General features: G+C 71.0%; 21 protein-coding genes. 13 read left to right on the top strand and 8 right to left on the bottom strand.

Annotation, left to right across the window (positions count from 1 at the left end):
- Positions 1–376 precede the first annotated feature (376 nt).
- Complete coding sequence (locus IEZ27_RS26460; RefSeq protein WP_189649697.1) at positions 377–1690, top strand: hypothetical protein; 1314 nt, start codon at positions 377–379, stop codon at positions 1688–1690.
- 100 nt (positions 1691–1790) lie between these two features.
- Here the strand turns inward: IEZ27_RS26460 and IEZ27_RS26455 are convergent, their stop codons facing one another.
- Complete coding sequence (locus IEZ27_RS26455; protein ID WP_189649696.1) at positions 1791–1982, bottom strand: hypothetical protein; 192 nt, start codon at positions 1980–1982, stop codon at positions 1791–1793.
- 478 nt (positions 1983–2460) lie between these two features.
- On the opposite strand from IEZ27_RS26455, the gene IEZ27_RS26450 reads away from it, so the two are divergent.
- The gene (locus IEZ27_RS26450; protein ID WP_189649695.1) at positions 2461–2673 is read left to right on the top strand and encodes a hypothetical protein; all 213 of its coding nucleotides are present in this window, start codon (positions 2461–2463) and stop codon (positions 2671–2673) included.
- 293 nt (positions 2674–2966) lie between these two features.
- Positions 2967–4886: a YncE family protein gene (locus IEZ27_RS26445; protein WP_189649694.1), complete on the top strand. Its 1920-nt coding sequence runs from the start codon at positions 2967–2969 to the stop codon at positions 4884–4886.
- Positions 4887–5012: 126 nt separating this feature from the next.
- Here the strand turns inward: IEZ27_RS26445 and IEZ27_RS26440 are convergent, their stop codons facing one another.
- The 3 genes from IEZ27_RS26440 to IEZ27_RS26430 form a co-directional block, all read right to left on the bottom strand.
- Positions 5013–5987, bottom strand: coding sequence for a C40 family peptidase (locus IEZ27_RS26440; RefSeq protein ID WP_229824347.1), 975 nt, complete (start codon positions 5985–5987; stop codon positions 5013–5015).
- A gap of 210 nt (positions 5988–6197) precedes the next feature.
- Positions 6198–6692, bottom strand: coding sequence for a universal stress protein (locus IEZ27_RS26435; RefSeq protein WP_189649693.1), 495 nt, complete (start codon positions 6690–6692; stop codon positions 6198–6200).
- A 36-nt stretch (positions 6693–6728) separates the two neighbouring features.
- Positions 6729–8147, bottom strand: a complete 1419-nt coding sequence (locus IEZ27_RS26430) for an MFS transporter (protein WP_189649692.1) — start codon at positions 8145–8147, stop codon at positions 6729–6731.
- A gap of 416 nt (positions 8148–8563) precedes the next feature.
- Here IEZ27_RS26430 and IEZ27_RS26425 point away from each other — a divergent pair, with 416 nt between their 5' ends.
- The 4 genes from IEZ27_RS26425 to IEZ27_RS26410 are packed head-to-tail and all read left to right on the top strand — an operon-like array spanning position 8564 to position 12291.
- Positions 8564–8845, top strand: a complete 282-nt coding sequence (locus tag IEZ27_RS26425) for a metal-sensitive transcriptional regulator (RefSeq protein WP_125633169.1) — start codon at positions 8564–8566, stop codon at positions 8843–8845.
- Positions 8846–8867: 22 nt separating this feature from the next.
- A complete protein-coding gene (locus IEZ27_RS26420; protein ID WP_125633167.1) occupies positions 8868–9077 on the top strand; it encodes a heavy-metal-associated domain-containing protein in 210 nt (69 codons plus the stop codon).
- Positions 9074–10030 (top strand): hypothetical protein, encoded by a 957-nt coding sequence (locus tag IEZ27_RS26415; protein ID WP_189649691.1) that lies wholly within the window; start codon positions 9074–9076, stop codon positions 10028–10030. The genes IEZ27_RS26420 and IEZ27_RS26415 overlap by 4 nt, the downstream gene beginning before the upstream one ends.
- A gap of 20 nt (positions 10031–10050) precedes the next feature.
- On the top strand, positions 10051–12291 hold the full coding sequence (locus IEZ27_RS26410; RefSeq protein WP_125633163.1) for a heavy metal translocating P-type ATPase: 2241 nt from the start codon (positions 10051–10053) through the stop codon (positions 12289–12291).
- 80 nt (positions 12292–12371) lie between these two features.
- On the opposite strand, the gene IEZ27_RS26405 is transcribed toward IEZ27_RS26410, so the two are convergent.
- From IEZ27_RS26405 to IEZ27_RS26395, 3 genes are all read right to left on the bottom strand, one after another.
- Entirely contained in the window at positions 12372–13337 is a 966-nt protein-coding gene (locus tag IEZ27_RS26405; protein ID WP_189649690.1) for a M56 family metallopeptidase, read from the bottom strand.
- Positions 13334–13705, bottom strand: coding sequence for a BlaI/MecI/CopY family transcriptional regulator (locus IEZ27_RS26400; protein ID WP_189649689.1), 372 nt, complete (start codon positions 13703–13705; stop codon positions 13334–13336). Before IEZ27_RS26400 ends, IEZ27_RS26405 begins: the two co-directional genes overlap by 4 nt.
- A 67-nt stretch (positions 13706–13772) precedes the next feature.
- A complete protein-coding gene (locus IEZ27_RS26395) occupies positions 13773–14951 on the bottom strand; it encodes an NAD(P)/FAD-dependent oxidoreductase (RefSeq protein WP_189649688.1) in 1179 nt (392 codons plus the stop codon).
- Between the two features lie 151 nt (positions 14952–15102).
- Here IEZ27_RS26395 and IEZ27_RS26390 point away from each other — a divergent pair, with 151 nt between their 5' ends.
- The 3 genes from IEZ27_RS26390 (at position 15103) to IEZ27_RS26380 (ending at position 16504) form a co-directional block, all read left to right on the top strand.
- Positions 15103–15312 carry a heavy-metal-associated domain-containing protein gene (locus IEZ27_RS26390; RefSeq protein WP_189649687.1) on the top strand — a complete coding sequence of 70 codons (210 nt, stop codon included), beginning with the start codon at positions 15103–15105 and terminating at the stop codon, positions 15310–15312.
- Positions 15313–15431: 119 nt separating this feature from the next.
- Positions 15432–15821 carry a DUF6153 family protein gene (locus IEZ27_RS26385; protein WP_189649686.1) on the top strand — a complete coding sequence of 130 codons (390 nt, stop codon included), beginning with the start codon at positions 15432–15434 and terminating at the stop codon, positions 15819–15821.
- An 80-nt stretch (positions 15822–15901) separates the two neighbouring features.
- Positions 15902–16504, top strand: coding sequence for a DUF305 domain-containing protein (locus IEZ27_RS26380; protein WP_189649685.1), 603 nt, complete (start codon positions 15902–15904; stop codon positions 16502–16504).
- A gap of 53 nt (positions 16505–16557) precedes the next feature.
- On the opposite strand, the gene IEZ27_RS26375 is transcribed toward IEZ27_RS26380, so the two are convergent.
- Positions 16558–17952, bottom strand: coding sequence for an MFS transporter (locus tag IEZ27_RS26375; RefSeq protein ID WP_189649684.1), 1395 nt, complete (start codon positions 17950–17952; stop codon positions 16558–16560).
- 92 nt (positions 17953–18044) lie between these two features.
- Here IEZ27_RS26375 and IEZ27_RS26370 point away from each other — a divergent pair, with 92 nt between their 5' ends.
- From IEZ27_RS26370 to IEZ27_RS55030, 3 genes are all read left to right on the top strand, one after another.
- A complete protein-coding gene (locus tag IEZ27_RS26370; protein ID WP_189649683.1) occupies positions 18045–18635 on the top strand; it encodes a TetR/AcrR family transcriptional regulator in 591 nt (196 codons plus the stop codon).
- Positions 18636–18762: 127 nt separating this feature from the next.
- Positions 18763–19110, top strand: a complete 348-nt coding sequence (locus IEZ27_RS26365; protein WP_189649682.1) for an NADH-quinone oxidoreductase subunit A — start codon at positions 18763–18765, stop codon at positions 19108–19110.
- Positions 19101–20282: a hypothetical protein gene (locus IEZ27_RS55030; RefSeq protein ID WP_189649681.1), complete on the top strand. Its 1182-nt coding sequence runs from the start codon at positions 19101–19103 to the stop codon at positions 20280–20282. Before IEZ27_RS26365 ends, IEZ27_RS55030 begins: the two co-directional genes overlap by 10 nt.
- The last annotated feature ends 24 nt before the right edge of the window (positions 20283–20306 follow it).

Below are 20306 nucleotides of genomic sequence, written 5' to 3'. Positions count from 1 at the left end.
GGCCCGGAGCTTCTTCGGCCCCTGCGCCTTGCGCACCTTGCGGATCTCGAAGTCCATCGCATCCCCAGAGCTGGGGTGTTGCAACGAACCCTAGAACCCAAGCTATTGGAGGCGGGGTTCGCTGTCTCGTGTTCGAGGCTCAAATGATCACTGTTTCGTCCCTGTTCCATGAGCGACCTCGCGCGGACGAAGCAGCCGGTCGTCGATCGCCTTGTGGGCGCGGTCGTGGGAACCGGGCATCATGCGGGCGTGGACGCGGAGGGTGCACCCTGGGATCGTCCGACCTCCCCTGATCCGCGATCCTCCCGACCTTGTGGGCACGATTGCCCCGACTCCCAGATGCCCATAGGTGAAGGCTCTGCCACAATGCGCGGGCATGGGGATCTTCCGCAGCCGGACGATGCTGATCGCTTGCGTGCTCGCGCTGGCATCCTGCGCCGCCGAACCATCGCCGGTGTCCGCCCCGCCGTCTTCGGCAGGCTCGCCGAAGACCGCCGCGTCGAGCGCAGCACCACAGCCGTCCCCGACGGCCTTTGCGGTTCCGGCACCTGAATGGCAGTCGGTGGAGCCGGACGGCGAGCAGCCGGACGGTATCGCTTTGAGCGATGTGGCGGCGACGGGTCCTGACACTGCCTGGGCGGTCGGCCGGCACGCGGAAGCGGAGGACGACGATTCTCCTTCGGGAGTTCTGCTGCGCGTGGACGGCTTGCGATGGCGGTCCGGGCAGGGAATAGAGGGTCGCATCCTCGGCGAGCGCGGCTCGAACTTCGGAGCAGTGGACGCCGACGGGTCCGGCAACGCCTGGGTCGTCGGCAGCGTCGACTCCATGGGGGAAGACAGCACGGATATCGAACAGTTCCCCTTGGCTTTGCGCTGGAACGGCCGGAGCTGGGACATACATACGCCCTTCGAAGACTCCTGGGACCTGTACACGTCCTTCAAAGACCGCAAGGACCGTTGGCTGACCGACCGGCTGACCGACGTCGCCGTGGACGGCCGGCGAGCGGCGCTGATCGGGCTACGCGGCTCGGAGGACGCCGGTGAGATCAGCTCACCCGTCCTCTTGACGTGGAACGGCAGGCGTTTCAGCAGGCGGGAGTACCAGCGTGGAGGCAGGTTCAACGCCGTGGATGCTGGAGCGGGGCACGTCTGGATCGTGGGCATGTCGTCCAGCGGCCGATGTACGGACTCGCGCCCGGCGATCTGGCACAGCGCGTCCCCCGGTAGCGCGCCGACGCAGACGAGGCTCCCCTGGCTGGGACGCGGCTCGTTGCGGCACATCTGGCAGAACAGTCCGTCCGACGTGTGGGCGGTGGGTGAGACCGGTACCCGGCAGGCCTGTGACCAGTACGGACGGCCGGGCGGGCCGCTGGTCCTGCACTGGAACGGCACCTCCTGGAAGAAGATCAAGTTGCCCCGGTGGAAGGTGAGTCTGCAGAGCGTCACCGCCTTCGCCGCTGACGACGTGTGGGTGGCTGGTGTCGACTACGGCGACGACGAACGACCGACGCAGGTGACGTTGCTGCACTACAACGGACGACGATGGACCCGCGACCACCGCGACGTCGGCGGCGAGATCTGCGGTGACGGCTTCACGATCACTCGTGTCCCCACCACCTCCCGTCTCCTGCTGGCCGGGCGGGCGCACTGCGGCGACGACACGAAACACATCCTCCACGTCCGCCGTTAGAAGGGGATGACACGCCATGTAGGCAACGGCCCGGATCAACGGTCCCTTGTTCGTCACATCCAGGGCGCGTTCCAAGACCGGGCAGACGGCCAGCAGCTTGTTACGCAGCCGGCTGACCGCACGCGTGGAGTGACACAACAAGAACGCGTCCCGGCTTCTCGGCTCGCTCGACGGCGAAGCTGAGCGGCGACCAGGCCATGCCCTCGTCGTAGGTCGGCTTGTGGCGGACGCGCCAGCGGAAGACAGTGCCGTCGACGGTGATGAGCCGCGAGCCCTTCTTCGGTATAGCCATGGCCGCCTCCAAGCTCAGCTCTTGTTCCGTCGCTGTTCCGTGGGAACATCGGAACCAGGGAGAAGTGACGCGAGATGCCCGCAAGCGTAACCGCTGCTCACCGACATGATCGAGTTGTTTTCGCCGGTGACCGGATCGGACATCCGAGAACATGCAAATCTTCGAGGGCACCAACCAGATCCAGCGTTTGGTCATCTCACGCCATCTGGCCAAGTAGCCCCTGACATGTAGAAGCCCCGCTTCCCGGTCCCTTGGGTTCAAGGAACGGCTGATCACTGTGTCAGCGTGGATCCTGTACTGCTCGATCCGGGTGGTCGAGGTGGGGAGATCTACGTCGACCGGAACCCGCTGGACAAGAGACTCAAGGCGTCTACTGGATCTTGAAATCAGGCGTCGATCTGCCGTGAACCGGCGGCTGCGCGGTCGTGCACCCGAGCCTTGCCCGCAGATTGTCGTAGGCCGCCGTTACAGTCCGGTCGTGGATGACGATCGTAGGAACGGCCTCATCTGGTGGTCCACGTCCCGTGTCACCGTTGGACTGGTCGTGCGTGACGGCGTCGTGGTCGAGTCCGCCCCGTACGCCCGGCGCTGGGCGCAGGGACGAGACGCCCGCGAGATCTGCCGCAAAGGGGAGCAGCAGAAGGGCGTGACCGTCGTATGGGTGCCTGCGACGGAGGATGAGCAAGCCTGAGGGTGGGGGCACGCCCTTGCTGGCGGAGACGCCGGTGATCGCTTCGGTCGAATCGGGCTTGTCGCCTTGCGTGAGGTGTCCGTGAACACCCTGGGTGTTCGGCGTCCCGCGAAGGCTGTGAGCTCTCCGGGAGCTCGCCGATCACGCTGAACCGCCTTGACGCGAGCCCGCAGACATGAGTTGATCTTGTGGTTTTTAGAACTGGCGATCGCAAGGAGTGGATGTTGTCATCACGAAGACGTGACCGCGGCGCATCGTCGACGGGCCGGACGGCCTCCCGATCAGCTCGCCGGTTGCTCGCTCTCGGAACCGCCCTGGTCGCAGCGGCCGGGCTGCTCGTGGCCCACGCAACCGCCGCAACCGCCGCCGACTCCACGACCGACCTCGGGGTGTCCTCCAACAGGAGCGACATCGTCGCGACCGATGACAGGCTCTTCATCTCGGCCCTGGACCGCGTCATCGTCGCCGACCACGAGGCCCGGCTCACCGGCGCCGTCACGGGCCTGCCGAGCGTGGGCGACCTCGCCCTGACAGCTGACGGCACCCGTCTTTACGCCGCGCTGCGGGATTCGCACCAGATCGCCGAGATCGACACCGGATCCCTCACCGTCACGCGCAAAATCGCCCTGAACGCGTATCCCTGCCCGTCACACCTCGCCCTGCTGGGCACGAGGCTCTTCGTCGGCTACGGCTGCAACCCCGACTGGTCGGCCGGCGTGGTCGGCTTCGACGTGTCGGAGGCGCAGCCGGAGTTCGCCCGGCTGGCGCAGCAGCTGTACACGGCACCGCTGGTGGCCGCCGCGGGACAGAAGCTGATCGTCGGCGAAACCGTGAGCAGTCCCGGTGACATCTTCGTCTACGACCTGACCGAGACGGGCGCCACCCTGCGCGGCGCCATCAGCGGCGACACGCACCGCCTGTTCAACCTCCAGGACATCTCCATCACCGCGGACGGCTCCACGGTGTTCTCGGCCTTCGGCGCGCCGTACCGGTTCGACGCCTGGGACACCACCGGCCTGACCCTCGTCCGCAGCTACGGTGAGGGCTCCTTCACCGGGTATCCGACGGCGGTCACGGCCAGCGCGGACGGACGTCACGTGATCGGCGGACGGACGTCGGGAAAGCCCGTCGTGATGTACGACAGGGCCGGTGGTGAGCAGACCTTCGCGTACGAGAACCTCGGCTCCGCCCTGGTCGCCGGCAGCCTGGTCTACTCCGGCGGAACCGCCTTCGGCGTCCTGCGCGACCTGTCCGGCCGGCTCCACCTCGGACGTCTGCCCGACGTCACCCTTCCCGCGTCGACCATCACGTTGACGGCGCCCGCCACGGGAACCGCACTCAAGCCGCTCACCCTGTCCGGCAAACTCACCCTCTCGGACGGATCGGCGCCCGGCGAGCAGCCGCTGACGCTGATCCGCTGGACGTCGGACGGCGCCCGGACCCCCGTCGAGGGCGTGACGACCGCAGCGGACGGCACGTACTCGGTGGACGACCTCCCGCCGATCGGCGGCCAGATCAGGTACGACGTGCTCTGGAACGGCGACGCGGACCACCGGTGGAGCAGGGCGTGGCGAGACGTCAGGGTGTCCAAGGTCTCGACCTTGATCGACCTGACTCCTTCGGCCCCGGCGACCGCTCTCGAACCGCTCACCTTGTCGGGCAAGCTCACCCTGGCCAACGGGGCCGACCCGGGCGAGCAGCCGCTGGTGGCGATCCGGCTCATGCCGAACGGCACGTCCGAGTACCTTCCCGCGGTGACGACCGCCGCGGACGGCACCTTCACGATCGGCGACACCCCGCCGATCGGCGGGAACACCCAGTACGACGTTCGCTGGAGCGGCAACCTGACCTACGAGGCGGCCACGGGCCTGAAGACCGTCGCGGTGGCCAAGCGTCAGACCACGTTCACCCTGTCCGGGCCCGAGACGGGCAACGCCGGCAAGCAGCTGCAGTTCACCGGTGCGCTGGACGGCGGCGGCCGGCTGCCCGCCGCCGGCACCGCGATCACGGTGACCCGTACGGTCTCCAACCGCGACGGCACCTCCACGACCACGCTGCCATCGCTGACGCTGTCGGCCGACGGGACGTTCGGCTTCGCCGACACGCCCCCCGCGGGCGGCGACCACGTCTACACCGTCAAATACGCCGGTGACAGCGTGTTCCTGGCCGCGCAGGGCACCCATGCGGTCAAGGTGCGCGGCCAAGCCGGTTGATCAGCATCGTTGGGTGACCTGGGCAGGCCGTCGCCTCAGCCCGGGTCACCCTCCGGTCTCCGAGCGTTCTCGCGCAGAGATGATCAACCCAGCGTGCGCCACGTGGCCCGTGGCGGGGTTCGCCGGTCAGGGGCGTACGGCGCCGAGGAGGCGGTTGCGCCAGTAGTCGTCGAGGTCGACCACCTTGACGACGTCGCCGGTCTGGGGCGCGTGGACCATCTTGCCGTTGCCCGCGTACATGCCCATGTGCCCCAGGCCCTTGCTGAAGAGCAGGTCGCCGGGTTGCAGCGCGTTCAGTGGCACCTTGCGGGCGGCGCCCCACGACCATTGGGTCCACGTCGTACGGGGGAGCGAGACCCCGGCGGCCCGCCAGGCGGCCTGGGTGAGGCCGGAGCAGTCGTAGGAGCCGGGCCCGGTGCCGCCGAACCGGTACGGCTTGCCGATCTGGGCGAAGGCGAACTGGAGGGCGCGGCGGGCGTTGCCCGAGGCCGGGCCGGTGTAGGGGATGCCGGAGCTGGTGGGGTTGCCGGCCCGGTAGGCGTTGAGCTTGCGCAGTAACTTGGTCTGCCGGGCGATGAGCTTTTCGACCTTGGTCCGCTCCCCGCGTACCCGGTCGCGGGCGGTGCTTGCCTCGGTCAGGAGGCGTTGGGCCGCGTCGCGCCGGTCGCGGAGGGCCTTCGTGGTGGCCTCGTAGGCGCGCAGCTTGGCGGCCCTGTCGGCGGCGATGGCCTCGAAGGAGGCCATGCTGCCGAGCGCCGACTCGGGGTCGCCCTTGAAGGCGAACGACTGCCATCCGGTGAACGGGCCCGACTGGTAGTCGCCGACGAGCGCCGTGACGAGGTCCTCGCGTAATGCGTCGGCCAGCGTGGCCTTGCTCTTGACCTCGGTGTTCAGGACGTCGTACTTCTTCTTGGCCGTCTTGTAGGTCTCGGCGGCCTGGTTGTACTGCTCGACCACCTGGTCGGCGCGTTCGTTGAGCTTCACCAGATCGGCTTTGACCTTGGCGGGCGAGGGAGCGGCGGCCGCGGCGCCGGGGAAGGCGCTCCAGACGGCCAGCGCCAGTGTCACGGTCATCGCGGTACGTCCGGACCCTGCCGCCATGCCCACTACTATGCCTCCTCGTAGATTTTCGGCCTGACGCGAAATGCTACAGAAGTCCGGGATGCTCCTACGCCGTTTGCCGAGAAGTGGTGCTCACCATTCGGGCCGGCATCCGGGGATCGCCGCTCAGGAGGAGGTACGCACGCCGTCTCCGGGAGGTTCAGAGCAGACAAGCGCGCCCCGGCTCGCGGGAGCCGGGGCGTGGTCGCTTCAGCGATCGGTGAACCGTCTGGCCTCGCGACGGGCGGCGGCCAGCGGCCTGGACGGGATGACCAGGGTCGGGCGGCCGGTGGAGTGCATGACCCTGGTGGACGTGCTGCCGGTCAGCAGGGCCTTGACGCCCTGCCGTCCCCGGGAGCCGAGCACGATCAGCGCGGCGTCGATCTCCTCGGCCACGTCGACGATGGCCTCCGCGGCGACCTCCTCCGGGACGGACGCGACGCGCGGTTCGGCCTTCAGACCGAGACCGCGGGCCTGCTCGGCCCCTTCGGCGGCGAGCCGCTCGGAGGCGTCGAAGGTCTTGGCGTCGATGTCCCGCAGGTCCTCCAGGAGCGCGTGGCCCTCCAGGTGGGCCGCGAGGCTCTCCAGCGGCGGGCGGGCGTACAGGACGACGGCGGAGGCACCGGGGAACAGCCGCGCGGTCTCCTCGACGGCGTGCCGGGCGCCGGCCGAACCGTCGTAGGCGATGAGGATCGGGGTGGACATGGGATTCTCCTTGCGTGAGGGGCGGCCTCGGCCGCGTCAGGCCTTGACTTCTTCGGCGGTGACGGTGGCGCCGGTGCGGGAGCGCAGGGTGGCCGCCGCGATCAGCGCGCCGACCAGGGCGATCGCCGCGGCTCCGACGAAGGCCGAGGAGAAGCCGTCGGTCAGCGCCGGCAGGTCGCCGAGCTGGTTCGCGCCGTTGGCGGCGGCGACGGCCGTCATGGCGGCCAGGCCGAGCGCCGAACCCACCTGGTAGCTGGTGTTGACGATGCCGGAGGCCAGGCCGCCCTCCTCGGGCCGGGCCGAGGAGATGGCCGTGCCCAGCGAGGGGATGAAGGCCATCGACATGCCGAGCGCGGCCACCAGGCTGGCGGGCAGGACGTCCACGAGGAAGTTGCCCTCGGGCCTGATGAACGACAGCCAGGCCATGCCCGCCGTGAGCAGCACCAGTCCGGTGACCGTCATCGTCTTGGGGCCGAACCTGTTGATGCCGCGCGGAGCCAGGACGATCATGCCGATCATGATCAGCACGGTCATCGGCACCAGTGCCGCGCCGCTGGGGAAGGCGCTGTAGCCGAGCACCTGCTGCAGGTAGAGGTTGAGGAAGAACCACATCGGGATCCACGCGCCGCCGAGCAGGAGCTGGGTCAGGTTGGCGGCGGCGAGGTTGGGCGTACGGAAGATCGACAGGCGCATCAGCGGCTCGCGGCGGGCCGCCTGGATCGCGACGAACGCGCCGAGCAGCACGACGGCGGCGCCGAGCACGAGCCAGGTCTCCGCCGAGCCCCAGCCCACCTCGGGCGCCCGGACGATCGCGTACACGGCGGCGCCGAGGCCGGCGGTGACGGTCAGCGCGCCGAACACGTCGATGGATCCGCGCTGGGACTGGCCCGCGGGCATGAGGGGACCGGTGGCGAACAGCGCGACGAGCGCGATCGGGATGTTGATGTAGAAGACCCAGGGCCAGCTCAGGTACTCGGTGATGACGCCGCCGAGGAACACGCCCGCGGTGCCGCCCGCCGGGGCCGCCGCGCCGTACAGGGCGAGGGCCTTGGTGAGCTCCTTCGGGTCGTGGCCGAACAACATCATCAGCAGGGTGAGCGCGGACGGCGCGATGAGGGCGGCGCCGATGCCCTGGACGGCGCGGCCGGTCAGCTCCACCCACACCTCGGGGGCGATGCCGGCGACCAGTGAGCCGGCGAGCAGGATCAGCCAGCCGGCGCCGAACAGCCGCTTGGCGCCGAACAGGTCCGACAGGCGCCCGCCGAGCAGCAGGAGTCCGCCGAAGGCCACGACGTAGGCGTTGAACACCCACGACAGGTTCTCCTGGGAGAACCCGAGGTCCTCCTGGATGCGGGGGAGGGCCACGCCGATGATCGACGTGTCCATGATGACGATGAACTGGGCTGTGGCGATCAGGGCCAGGGCGGTCCAGCGCCGGGGGGATGGTCCAGACATGAGCTGTCTCCAGTCACGGTGCCGATACCGGTAGGGGGTACCGGCATGATGGATCTGTGCCGCATGCGCGGGGCGCAGGAGGCGGGGGAACTTGGGCTTTCGCATACCAGTAGGGGGTATGCCGGGCGATGGTCAATCAATACCACCATGGGGTATCTGTCAAGTCCGGATGTCCCCGAAAACCGGCCGCCACGACAAACCTGCTGGTCGGAGCCTTGAAATTCGGTACGGAGAAGGTCTGCGCCGACCGGCCCCGCCGTCCAACCGCTGGGGGGTATAGCCGTGGGGCTCGATGTGTAAGCGTCTGACCTGCACTTATGTCGTCAGATCGAAGGGCGGGGGTAAGAAGGGGTGGCGGAAATACCATAGGGGGGTATAGTGTTCTCAACGGCAACGACCCGATGGGAGGGGTGGCCATGGCCGTACAGGCACGCGGCAAGCAGGACCACGCGATGCGCCTGCGCCGCATCGAAGGGCAGGTCCGCGGGCTGCAGCGCATGGTCGAGGACGACAAGTACTGCATCGACATCCTGACCCAGGTGTCGGCGGCGACCAGCGCGCTGAAGTCGTTCTCCCTGTCGCTGCTCGAAGATCATCTTGCTCACTGTGTCGCCGAAGCGACCCTGAAGGGCGGGCCCGAGGCTGACGCCAAGGTCAAGGAGGCCTCGGATGCCATCGCCAGACTCGTACGTTCCTGACCGGATTGAAGGAGAGACCGATATGAGCACCGCCACCTACACCGTCAAGGGCATGACCTGCGGCCACTGCGTCAGCTCGGTCAAGGAGGAGGTGGGCGAGGTCGCCGGCGTCACGACCGTCGACGTCGACCTGGCCACCGGGCTCCTGACCGTCGGCAGCGAGGCCCCCGTCGACGCGGCGAAGATCGTCGCCGCCGTCGAGGAGGCCGGATACGAAGTGGTGAACCCGTGAACACCGCCGCCAAGCTCGGCTCGTACGTCCTGGGGCTCGCCGTCGTCTTCGGCGGCGCGCTCGGCGCGGGCAAGGCCGTCGGGCCGGTCGGGACACCGCCGGCCGCGGACCACGCGGCCATGACGGCGCAGGCCCCGGCCGACGGACACGGGGAACACGCCACCCAGCAGGTCAAGAGCGATACCCCCGGAGGGCTCCAAGTGTCTCAGAACGGCTACACCTTCACCCCGCTCACCACGGCGCTCAAGCCCGGTGAGCCCACGGACTTCCGCTTCGCCGTCACCGGCCCAGACGGGAAGCCGGTCACCGACTACCAGGTCCAGCACGACAAGAAGCTGCACTTCATCGTGGTCTCCCGCGATCTGGGCAGCTTCCAGCACGTCCATCCGGAGATGGCGGCCGACGGGGTCTGGTCGGTCAAGGTCACCTTCCCCGAGGCGGGCGGCTACCGGGCGTTCGCCGACTTCGCGCCGACCGGCGGCGAGGCCCTGACGCTGGGCGCCGACGTGGCCGTGGCGGGCGACTACCAGCCGAAGCCCCTGCCGGAGACGAGCCGTACCGCGACGGTCGACGGCTACACCGTCACCCTCGACGGCGACCTGACCCCCGGCCGGACCAGCAAGCTCACGCTCAAGGTCAGCAAGGACGGTCAGCCGGTCACCGACCTGCAGCCCTACCTCGGCGCCTACGGCCACCTGGTGGCGCTGCGCGCCAAGGACCTGGCCTACCTGCACGTCCACCCCGACGGCGAGCCGGGCGACGGCAAGACCAAGCCGGGCCCCGAGATCGTGTTCTACGCCCAGGTGCCCAGCACCGGCGACTACCGCCTGTTCCTGGACTTCCAGCACGGGGACGAGGTCCGTACCGCCGACTTCACCCTCGGCGCGGGCGGGCAGCCGCAGGTCCAGACGTCCGAGCCCGCCACCGGCGGGCACGGCGGCCACAGCCACTGACGAGAGAAAGGAGAACGGTGATGACCTCGATCACCGATGACCGGCGCAACGCGGTCGAGCTCTCGATCGGCGGCATGACCTGCGCGTCGTGCGCCAACCGCATCGAGCGCAGGCTCAACAAGCTTGAGGGCGTGACCGCGACGGTCAACTACGCGACGGAGAAGGCGAAGGTCACCTTCCCCGAAGGCGTCGACGCGGAGCAGCTCATCTCCGAGGTGGAGAAGGCCGGCTACACCGCCGCGCTGCCCGCGCCGCCGAAGTCCGACGCCGCGACCGCCGAGCAGGAGCCGGAGGACGAGCTGCGCCCGCTGCGCAGCCGGCTGATCACGTCCGTGACGCTGGCCGTGCCGGTGATCGCGATGGCGATGATCCCGCCGCTGCAGTTCACCAACTGGCAGTGGATGTCGCTGGTGCTGGCCGCGCCGGTCGTCGTGTACGCCGGCTGGCCCTTCCACAAGGCGGCCTGGACCAACCTGCGCCACGGCGCCGCGACCATGGACACGCTGATCTCGATCGGCACCATCGCCGCGCTCGGCTGGTCGTTGTGGGCGCTGTTCTTCGGCAGCGCGGGCACGCCGGGCATGACCCACCCGTTCGCGTTCACCATCGAGCGCAGCGACGGCTCGGGCAACATCTACCTGGAGGCCGCCGCCGGTGTGACGGCCTTCATCCTGGCCGGGCGCTACTTCGAGGCGCGGTCCAAGCGCCGCGCGGGCGCCGCGCTGCGGGCCCTGCTGGAGCTCGGCGCCAAGGACGTCGCCGTGCTGCGCGACGGCGTGGAGACGCGCATCCCCAGCGACCAGCTCGCGGTGGGCGACACGTTCGTCGTACGGCCCGGCGAGAAGATCGCCACCGACGGCGTGATCGTGGAAGGCACCTCGGCGGTCGACGCCTCGATGCTGACGGGCGAGTCCGTACCGGTGGAGGTACGGCCGGGCGACGCCGTGACCGGCGCGACCGTGAACGCGGGCGGCCGGCTGGTCGTCCGGGCCACCCGGGTCGGCGCGGACACCCAGCTCGCGCAGATGGCCAAGCTCGTCGAGGAGGCTCAGACGGGCAAGGCGCAGGTCCAGCGCCTGGCCGACCGCATCTCCGGCATCTTCGTGCCGATCGTGATCGCGCTGGCACTCGGGACCCTGGGCTTCTGGCTGGGCACCGGCGACGGCGTCGGCGCGGCCTTCACGGCGGCGGTGGCGGTGCTGATCATCGCCTGCCCCTGCGCGCTCGGCCTGGCCACCCCGACGGCGTTGCTGGTCGGTACGGGCCGGGGAGCCCAGCTCGGCATCCTGATCAAGGGTCCGGAAGTGCTGGAGTCCACCCGCCGCATCGACACGGTGGTGCTGGACAAGACCGGCACGGTCACCGAGGGACGGATGACGCTGGTCGGCGTCCACCTCGCCGAGGGTGAGGACGAGACCGAGGTGCTGCGCCTGGCCGGCGCGCTGGAGCACGCCTCCGAGCACCCGATCGCCCAGGCCGTCGCCAAGGGCGCCGTCGCGCGCGTCGGCGAATTGCCGGCCGCCGAGGACTTCGCGAACGTCGAAGGACTGGGTGTCCAGGGCATCGTCGAGGGGCACGCGGTGCTCGTCGGGCGGCCGAGGCTGCTGGAGGAGTGGTCGCAGCACCTGACGTCCGATCTGGAGCGGGCTCTGCACGCCGCACAGGCCGGCGGCAGGACCGCGGTGGCGGTCGGCTGGGACGGCAAGGCCCGCGCGGTGCTCGTGGTCGCCGACGTGATCAAGCCCACCAGCGCGGAGGCCATCGCGCAGCTCCGGGCGCTCGGCCTCACCCCGGTCCTGCTGACCGGCGACAACGAGGCCGTGGCCAGGACCGTGGCCGCCGAGGTCGGCATCGACGAGGTGATCGCCGAGGTGCTGCCGTCCGACAAGGTGGACGTGGTCAAGGAGCTGCAGTCCGAGGGCAAGGTCGTGGCCATGGTCGGCGACGGCGTCAACGACGCGGCCGCGCTCGCCCAGGCCGATCTGGGGCTGGCGATGGGCACCGGCACGGACGCCGCGATCGAGGCGTCCGACCTGACCCTCGTACGCGGGGACCTGAGGGTGGCGGCCGACGCGATCAGGTTGTCGCGCCGGACGCTCGGCACGATCAAGGGCAACCTGTTCTGGGCCTTCGCCTACAACGTGGCCGCCCTGCCGCTGGCCGCGCTCGGCCTGCTCAACCCGATGATCGCGGGGGCGGCGATGGCCTTCTCCAGCGTGTTCGTGGTGAGCAACAGCCTGCGGCTGCGCCGCTTCAAGTAAGACCGGACCTTCAGGTAAGACCGGACCACGAAGGCTCCGGGCCCGCGGGCCCGGAGCCTTCGTGCGTCTCCGGCTTCCTTCTACGCCGACGGCTTCCGGAGCGTGAGCAGTTCGTGGCAGTGGTGCGCGAGGAAGGCGCTGACCCCGGGCGTGGCCGCCAGTACGGCGGGGCCGGTGAGCAGCGCCGTCACCGTCAGGGCCCCGGCCGTGCGCCGCCACCGGTCGAGGGGCGCCTGCGGGCTCAGCATCCGCCGGACGCGGGTCAGGGCCGTCTCGCCGCCCGCCCCCAGGGCGAACCCGGGCACTCTTCCCGTCGCCAGGCCGACCAGGGCCGCCGCGATGTGCACGCGGTCGTGCCGGCGCGCGGCCACGTCGTCGGCCAGCAGCTCGACCAGGCGGGTGATCTCGGCGCGGGCGTGCTCGAAGAGCGGCACCCTGGGGAACGCGCGGGCCAGCGTCTCGGCGCCGGCCAGCACCAGATGATGGCGTCCGCGCAGATGGGCCTGCTCGTGGGCGAGCACGGCGGCGACCTGCTCGGGCGCGAGGCAGCGCAGCGCGCCCGTGGTGATCACCGAGTGGCCGTTGCGGCCGGGCAGGCAGTAGGCCAGCCGCTCGTCGTAGTCGACCACGACGGCGTCGAGGTCGTGGTCGTGCCGTCCGAGCAGCGCCAGGGCCTCGGAGTGCCGCCGCCGCGCGCGACGGGCGCGGGTCAGGACGGCCGCGCCCGTACAGGCCACTCGGGTCAGGACGAGACCGGCGGCGAGGAGGCCGGTGGTGGCGGCGGTCACGCTGGGCCGGGCGCCGTGGCCCAGCATGCCGGCGCAGGCCGCGAACAGCCCGGCCAGGCCATGGCCGACCGTGTCGGCGGGCACGACCGCCGCGAACACCGACAGCAGGGCGGCGACGAGCACGGACGCGCTCGCCGCCTGCCACAGGGCGATGGCCAGTCTCGGGGCGCGGCCGGGCCACGCGGCGCGCCGCAGCAGCCTCGGCACGACCAGGGCGGCGAAGGCGCCGTAGAGGGCGAGGACGATCGCCACCGTCATGACGTGCGCCGGTCCGGCGGGTAGACGCGGAGGGCGGCCTGCAGCGCACTCGCCTCCTCGGGGGTGAGGCGTTCGAGGAAGTGCACGAACGTGGCCGCCCTGTTGCCGCTCATGGCCAGGGACTCGCGCATCACGTCGGCGGTGTACGCCTCCTTCGACGACACCGCCTCGTAGATGTAGGCCCGGCGGACCGCCGTCCGTCTGAGCAGCCCCTTGGTGTGCAGCTTGTCCATCACGGTCATCACCGTCGTGTAGGCGATGTCCCGGCTCTGCTGCAGGAACTCCAGGACGTCGCGGACCGAGGCGGGCCCCTTGATCGCCCACATGCGATCCATGATCGTGGACTCAAGCTCGCCCAGACCGCGCATGGTCCGACAGTCCCTCCGCCGATGGCCTGCCCCAAATGCTACCGGCGATCGTAGGGACGTCGAGGGGTCAGACGAGGGACTCCAGGGAACCGCCCGCGGCGACGGCGCGCTTGACGCGGATCAGGTCCTTGGGGGAGTTCACGGCGACCGCGCCGACCAGTACGCCGTCCTTGGCGAAGGCGAGGGCGAAGCGGCCCTCGTCCGGGGAGCCGGCGACGAGGCGGCTCTCGTCGGCCAGGTGCGGCAGGCCGGCGGTCTGGACGCGGGCGCCGTGCACGTGGGTGGCGAAGGAGGGCAGGTCGTCGAACGGCTTGGCGTTCGCGGGGCCGGCGAGCAGGTTGAGCGCGGCGGCCGTGCCCTGGTCGTTGGCGTTGGACCAGTGCTCGACGCGGACGAGCGCGCCGCCGTACAGGCTGTGGGGCCAGCGGGCGACGTCGCCGGCGGCCACCACGTCGGCGGCGCCCACGGCGAACAGGTTCTCGTCGCACAGCACGCCGTCGCCGAGCTCAAGCCCGCTGCCTTCCAGCCAGCCGGTGTTCGGCTCGACGCCCATGCCGGCGATGACGAGGTCGGCGGGCAGCGTCCGGCCGTCGTCGAGGCGTACGCCGGTCACCCTGCCGTCCGACTCGAAACCGGTCACGCGGACGCCGCCGACCAGGTCCACGCCGTGGTCCCGGTGGTGGCCCGCCAGCCAGCGGGAGGCGTCCTCGCCGAGCGCGCCCAGCATCGGGTACGGCGAGGAGTCCACCAGCGTCACCGGCAGTCCGAGGGCCCGGACGGTGGAGGCGACCTCGCCGCCGATGAAGCCGCCCCCGATGACCACCACGCGGGCGGGCCCGGCGGCCAGCTCGGCGCGCAGGGCCAGGGAGTCCTCGACCGTGCGCAGGGTGTGCACGCCCCGCGGGTGGTCGGCCAGGCGGCGCGGACGGGCGCCGGTGGCGATGACCAGCCCGTCGTAGCGCACCTCGGAGCCGTCATCCAGGGTGAGGCGCTTGTCCCCAGCGTCCAGGCTCACCGCGTGGCGGCCCTTCAGCCAGTGCTCGCCGAGCTCCTCGGCGCCGGGCAGGGTGATCTCGTCGTCGCCGCGCAACATGCTCTTGGACAGGGGCGGGCGGTTGTAGGGGAGGTGGCGTTCCCCGCCGATCAGGGTGACGGCGCCGGTGAAGCCCTCTCGGTGCAGCGCCTGGACGGCCCGCAGACCGGCCAGCGACGCCCCGACGACCGCGATGGTGTTCAGCTCTCTCATGGGTGGCAACCATACCCCCCTCCCGTATAGTGGCTCGGAGTGACTTAGCTCTCACATACCCGTAGGGGGTTCGGGTTGCGGGGGTGGCTTCCCGTGACGTATCGTCCAAGCCGTTGAATACCCGCCCGGGGTATTATCGAGGGGAGTGGACATGAGCAGCGCCACCTACACCGTCAGCGGCATGACCTGCGGCCACTGCGTGGGCACCGTGAAGTCCGAGGTCGGCAAGATCTCCGGGGTCACCGGGGTCGACGTCGATCTGGCGACCGGAAAGGTGACCGTGACGGGCGAGCAGGCGATCGAGGAGTCCCTCGTGCGCGACGCCGTCGAAGAGGCGGGCTACGAGCTGGTCCCGGCCTGAGCGGGTCGCCCGCCGCGAGCCGGGCGCCGTTCCCCTTCCCGGAAGGCGCCCGGCTCGGACCTACGAAGCGCGGTAGTAGGCTGAGGCCGAAGGACGCGCTGGTCAGAAGGGGAGAGGCGGTGGGTGTCGTGCGGCGGTTCGTACGCGGCCTCCTGCTCGTCCTCCTCGCCCTGGGCGTGTGCGGCATGCACACGCTGGGCCATCTGGACGGACGGCACGGCGGTTCGCCGGGCCGGCACGGGACGGTGGCCCAGGAGGCCCCAGCCGTCCTGCCCGCGGGAGCGCAGGCCGTCGCGGGCGAGCACCGGATGCCGGGCTTCGACCCGACCAGCGTCTGCCTGGCCGTGCTGACCTCGCTGTTGATCATCCTGCTGGCCGCCGTCCGGTTCTGGACGCGGCGCAGGGCCGGAGCCGGAGCCGGTGACCTTCCCCGGACGCGGCCGGTCGCCCGGCCACCGCCACGGCCGACGTCCCTTCGGCTGGCGAGTCTCTCGACATTGCGCATATAGGCCGGTGAGCTGCGCGGACGGACCCCGAGGTCGTCCGCGGGACAGGCCGGAAGTTCCAGCGAACCGAGAGACGAACAACCATGCGCATCAACCGTAAGATCGGCTTCACCATCGCCGGGGGCGCGCTCGCCCTGCTCACCGCGTGCGGGGGCAACGGCGCCGCCACGACCGCGGACGCCGAGCCGGCCGCCACCGCGGCGGCCACCAGCGCCGCCGCGCAGCCGTCGCCGTCCTTCAACGACGCGGACGTCATGTTCGCGCAGATGATGATCCCGCACCACGAGCAGGCGGTCGAGATGGCCGAGCTGGCGCCGGGACGGGCGGGCGACGCCGAGATCAAGGAGCTCGCGGCCAAGATCAAGGCCGCCCAGGACCCGGAGATCCAGACCATGAAGGGCTGGCTCGCCGAGTGGGGCAAGCCCGCCCCCTCTGAGGGGATGGGGCATGAGATGCCCGGCATCATGTCCGCGGAGGACATGAAGAAGCTCGAAGGCGCCAAGGGCAAGAGCTTCGACAAGCTGTTCGCCGAGCAGATGATCGCCCATCACAAGGGGGCCATCGACATGGCGCGTACCGAGCAGGCGAGTGGGTCGAACCCGCAGGCCAAGGAACTGGCGAAGGCCATCGAGACCGCCCAGCAGGCCGAGGTGGCCCAGATGCAGGGCATCCTCGACCGGCTCTGATCCCGTCCCGCCCGGGCGCCGGTGGCGTCCGGGCGGGGACGTCCGCGGCGCTCTCAGGCCGTCCGCCGCCTGCCGGGCGTCACCAGCGCGGCGGCCACGGCGCCGGCCGCCGAGGCGACGGCGGCCACGACGAACCCGCTGGTGAACCCGCTCAACGTGGTCCCGGCCAGGCTCGCCGCCGCGACGCTCGACATCACGGCGGCCCCGACGGACGCGCCGAACTCGTGGAAGGTGCTCACGATGCCGGAGGCGATCCCGGCCTCGTGCGGCGCGACCTGGCCGAGCGCGGTGGCCGAGGCGATGACGAACAGCGCGCCGGTGCCCGCCGCGGCGACGGCCACGCCTGCGACGACGCTGACGACGTTCGTCGAGACGGCCGGTACGGCCATGCCGGCCGCCGCGACCGTCAGGCCCGCGACGGCCAGGGCACGCCCGCCCCACCGGCCGAGCAGGCGTCCGGTCAGGTTGGCGCCGAGCATCGTGGCCAGCGCCACCGGCAGGAACAGCAGCCCGGCCCGCAGTGCGCCGTATCCCAGGGCCTGCTGGAAGTAGAACGTCCCCAGGAAGAAGACCGCGATCATCAGCGCCGTCGCCATCAGGATCAGGAAGGCGCCGACCGCGACGGGCCGCCGGGCCAGCAGGCGTACGTCCATCAAAGGGGAACGGGCCCACCGCTGCCACAACGCGAACAGTGTGTAACCCACGGCGGCCGTGGCCACGAGCCAGCCGGTGAGCGGGCTCAGCCAGCCGCGCTCGCCGGCGGCGGTGAGCCCGTAGATCAGCGACGCGCCGGCGGCCGTCACCAGGACCGCGCCGAGGACGTCGAGCCGGGGCCGGTCGGCGGACGCCGGCGTACGCGCCGGGAGCAGTACGGCGAGCACCACGGCGATCACCACCCCGATGGGCACGTTGACGTGGAACACCCACGGCCATCCCGGACCGGCGGTGAGCAGCCCGCCGAGGAGGACGCCGAGGGCGGCCCCGCCGCCGCCGAGCGCGGACCACACGCCGAGGGCCTTGTTCCGCTCCTCCCCGTCGAACAGGGCCACCACCAGCGACAGGGCAGCGGGGGACAACATCGCGGCCCCGACGCCCTGCGCCACGCGCCCGCCCAGCAGGACGCCCGCCGACCCGGCCAGCCCCGTGACCAGCGACGCCGCGCTGAACAGCAGCAGCCCGGCGATCACGATCCGCTTGGCGCCGAGCAGGTCGGTGACGCGCCCGCCGAGCAGCATCAACCCGCCGAAAGTGAGCGTGTACGCGCTGACCGTCCAGGTCAGCGCCTCGCGGCTCAGGCCGAGGTCCGTCCCCATGTGGGGCAGCGCTATGGCGACGACGGTGACGTCGAGGATCAGCATGAGCTGTGCCACGCCGAGAAAGCCGAGAATGCGCCACCGGGCGGGAAGCGGCTCGCGGGCCGCCTCCGGTCGCACCGCGGATCGTGTCATCGAAGACCTCCGGACAGTAAGTCGTATGTTCATATACGAGTTCCGTCGCCCACTATAAGCCGTACTCGCATATACGGGATAGGCTGGCGGGCATGGCTGCACCTTCCGCGCGCTCCCGGCGCCGCGCCGACGCCGAGCGCAGCATCGCGCGCATCGTGTCCGCGGCCCGCGAACTGCTGAGCTCCGACCCCAACGCGACCACCGACGACATCGCGCAGGCCGCCGGGGTCGGGCGGATGACCCTCTACGGGCACTTCCGCACCCGGGCCGACCTCGTCGAGGCCGCGGTCGCGGACACACTGCGGGCCGGTGAGGAGACTCTGGCCTCCGTCGACCTGTCCGGCGACGCGCGCGCGGCCATGACCCGACTGCTGGCGTCGAGCTGGGAGCTGGTGGCCGAGTCCGCGGCGCTGCTGGCCGCCGCCGAGGGGGTGCTTCCGGCGGGACGGGTGCGCGACCTGCACGCCGAGCCGGTGCGGCGCATGGCCGAGCTGGTCGGCCGGGGTCAGGAGCAGGGCGTCTTCCGTACGGACCTGCCCAACGCCTGGCTGGTCAGCCTGACCCACTACATCCTGCACGGCGCGGCCAACGAGGTACGCCAGGGACGCCTCGCCCGGGACGTCGCCGCCGACGTGGTGACGAAGTCCATCGAATCGGCGCTGGCGGGCCCGGTCGCGTCGTGATCGCCTGGCCGGTCGCTTTGTGATTGCCGGGCCGGTCGCTTTGTGATTGCGGGGCCGCCCGTTTTGTGATTGCCGGGAACGATCACGGGTACTACGGGTCCTAGTAGCCCCTTCCCGGAGAAGGACCATGGCCCCCTGGATCGCCGTCGCCGGCCTGATGGCCGTCCTCGTCCTGGGCGTGCTCGGGATCCATCTGGTCTCGCTGGTCGTCCGGCCCAGGGGGACGCTCGTCGCGTCGCCGTACCTGTCCGGAGCCCGGCCGCGGGAGCACGCCCTGTCGAGGTACCACGTGCGCTGGTACGCGGTGACGCTGGTCTTCCTGGCCTTCGACATGGAGATGGTCTTCATGTACCCGTGGGCGCTGGTCGTCGCCGAGGTGGGGGCGACGGCGCTGGTGGAGATGTTCGTCTTCCTCGGGCTCCTGATGGCGGGCGTGGTCTACGCCTGGCGTGAGGGGGCCTTCCGGTGGGCCTGAGCGGGTGGCTGCTGAGGCGGGCGGCCGGCCACGCGCGGCCCTTGCTGGTCCCGGCGGGTGACGGCACGCGGGCCCGGCTGCTCGCCGAGGCCGAGCTCGCCCGGCGACGCCTGCGGCCGGCCGTGTCCGTGGCGGAGGCCGGTCTCCTCGTCGTCTGCGGCACGCCAGGGGAGGAGCTGACGGAGGCCGTCCGTACGGTCTGGGCGGGCATGCCGGTCCCGAGGGCCCGCGTCGATCTGCCGGCGGCCGTGTCGCCGCGATCGGTCGCCCAGGCGTTCGACCGGGCGGTCGCGCGGCTGGCGGACCGTGAGGCGCAGTGGAGCGACGCCGCAGCCCTCGCAGCCACCCCATGGACCCCGCCCGACGAGCACCGGCCGATGGACGGGGAGCATGGGGGTGGGGAGCATGAGCATCACATGGGCGAGCCGGGTGGGGTGCCCATGGCGGAGCGGGGGCCCGATCGGGACGGGCTGACGCTGGACCGGCTCCACGTCCCGCTCGGCCCGGTCCTGCCGGACTGGCCGTGCGGGCTGGTGGTGGAGACCGTCCTGCAAGGGGACGTGATCCAGGAGGCGGCGGTCCGGTGGGTCGAGCCGGCGGAGTCGTTCTGGACCGAGCCCTGGAACGAGCCCTCAGCCGACAGGGCGGCGGGTCGGCCGGTGACGTGCGGTGAGGCTGCGAGGCGTCAGGCCGTGGCCCGTCTGGACGCCCTGGGCCGGTTGCTGTCGGTCGCCGGGTGGCCCGCCGCCGCCCGGCGCGCCAGGACGTTGCGGGACCTCCTGTTCGCGGACGCGCCCCCGGACGCGGTCGCCAGGCCGTACGAGCGCTTCGAAAGGCAGGTACGCCGCTCCGGAACCCTGCGCTGGATGTTGCGGGACATCGGCCCGACACCGGACGGCGACACGCTGTCCAGACTGGACGGGCTGCTGACCCGTACTCGCGCGGCGATCGGCTCCCTCGGCGACAACGCGACGCTCGGGGACAACACACCGCTCGGGGACAACACACCGCTCGGCGACGGCACACCGCTTGGGAACGGCACCATGCTCGACGGCGGCTCGCCTCCGGTCAGGAACGCCCTGGATCCCGGGCTTCTCGTGGGCGCCGAACTGGCCACGGCGCGACTGATCGTCGCCGGCCTCGACCCGGAACCGGCGGTGACCCGTGCCTGACACCGCCCTCCTCGTGCCGTCCCT

This window comes from Nonomuraea spiralis (genome assembly GCF_014648435.1).
GTDB lineage: Bacteria > Actinomycetota > Actinomycetes > Streptosporangiales > Streptosporangiaceae > Nonomuraea > Nonomuraea spiralis.
This window is presented reverse-complemented; position numbering and strand designations above follow the sequence as displayed.